The sequence below is a fragment of the Mesorhizobium sp. M7A.F.Ca.US.002.01.1.1 genome (genome assembly GCF_004022955.1).
Taxonomy (GTDB): Bacteria; Pseudomonadota; Alphaproteobacteria; order Rhizobiales; family Rhizobiaceae; genus Mesorhizobium; species Mesorhizobium ciceri.
This window is the reverse complement of record NZ_RZQE01000903.1, coordinates 1-1,159: the sequence shown is the minus strand read 5'-3', so window position 1 is coordinate 1,159 and position 1,159 is coordinate 1. Positions and strand designations below refer to the sequence as shown.

Sequence of the window (1,159 nt, the reverse complement as noted above, 5' to 3'; positions counted from 1 at the left end):
GGATCTGCAGGATCTCCTCGTCGCTGGCCGGCTCCTTGCCTGACCCGCGATTGGCAATGTCGCGGTCGTGAATGGCGGCCTGGATCAGCCGCAATGTCGGCAGCCGGTGCTTGTCCTGCGCCTTCATCGCGCTCTTCAGGGATTCGGCGATTTTGCCGCGCATGGTGCATTCTCCTTCGATCGGCGCGGACAATAGCGCCGCGGGCGAGCCAAGGCAAACTCTGATGTGCCGAGGCAAGCCACTGATTTTGCTAGGCGAAATAAAATATGGCGGCATTTCGCATGATCATTGACCGCCCTGCCCCCTTCCCCTATGTACTGGGCCTTGCATGAACGGAAATTTGACTGCGTGGAAGCCGCGAAATCGCCGCTTCGCGCCGTTTGCCGCGCAGATGGCCCGCCGGGCCGGTTGCAGCGCGCGGCCTGACAGGAGTGCCGCATGGCCGAGATGACGCCCGCCTTGACCCCCGCTTGGGCCACGGAAAAGCCGACCGCCCTTCTGGTGCTGGCCGACGGCACCGTCATCGAAGGTCGCGGTCTCGGCGCCGCCGGCTCCGCTGTCGCCGAAGTCTGCTTCAACACGGCGCTGACCGGCTATCAGGAAATCCTCACCGATCCGTCCTATGCCGGCCAGATCGTCACCTTCACCTTCCCGCATATCGGCAACATCGGCACCAATGACGAGGACATCGAGGATCTCAATCCGGTCGCCCGCGCCGGCGCCGTCGGCGCCGTGTTCAAGGCCGATGTCACCAACCCGTCCAACTACCGTGCCGGCACTGGTCTCGACCAGTGGCTGAAGAAGCGCGGCATCGTCGCTTTGTCGGGCATCGACACCCGCGCGCTCACCGCGCTGATCCGTGAAAAGGGCATGCCCAACGCCGTCATCGCGCATGCGCCCGATGGCGTGTTCGACATCGACGATCTGAAGCGCCGCGCCGCCGCATGGTCGGGCCTGATCGGGCTGGATCTCGCCAAGGAGGTCACGTCGGGCCAGTCCTCGGTCTGGCGCGAGACGCCCTGGGTGTGGAACGAAGGCTTTGGCGAACAGATCGAACCGACAATGCACGTCGTCGCCATCGACTACGGCGTCAAACGCAACATCTTGCGCCTGCTCGCCGGCCTCGGCGCCAAGGTCACCGTGGTGCCGGCCAAGTCC

2 protein-coding genes are annotated in these 1,159 nt (G+C 64.6%); one reads left to right on the top strand and one right to left on the bottom strand.

Annotated elements, in window-relative coordinates:
• On the bottom strand, window positions 1–163 hold a 163-nt coding region (locus EN932_RS36590; protein ID WP_164890864.1), incomplete at its 3' end, for a GatB/YqeY domain-containing protein.
• A gap of 276 nt (window positions 164–439) precedes the next feature.
• Here EN932_RS36590 and EN932_RS36585 point away from each other — a divergent pair.
• The coding region (locus EN932_RS36585; RefSeq protein ID WP_281061579.1) for a carbamoyl-phosphate synthase domain-containing protein at window positions 440–1,159 on the top strand (720 nt) is incomplete at its 3' end.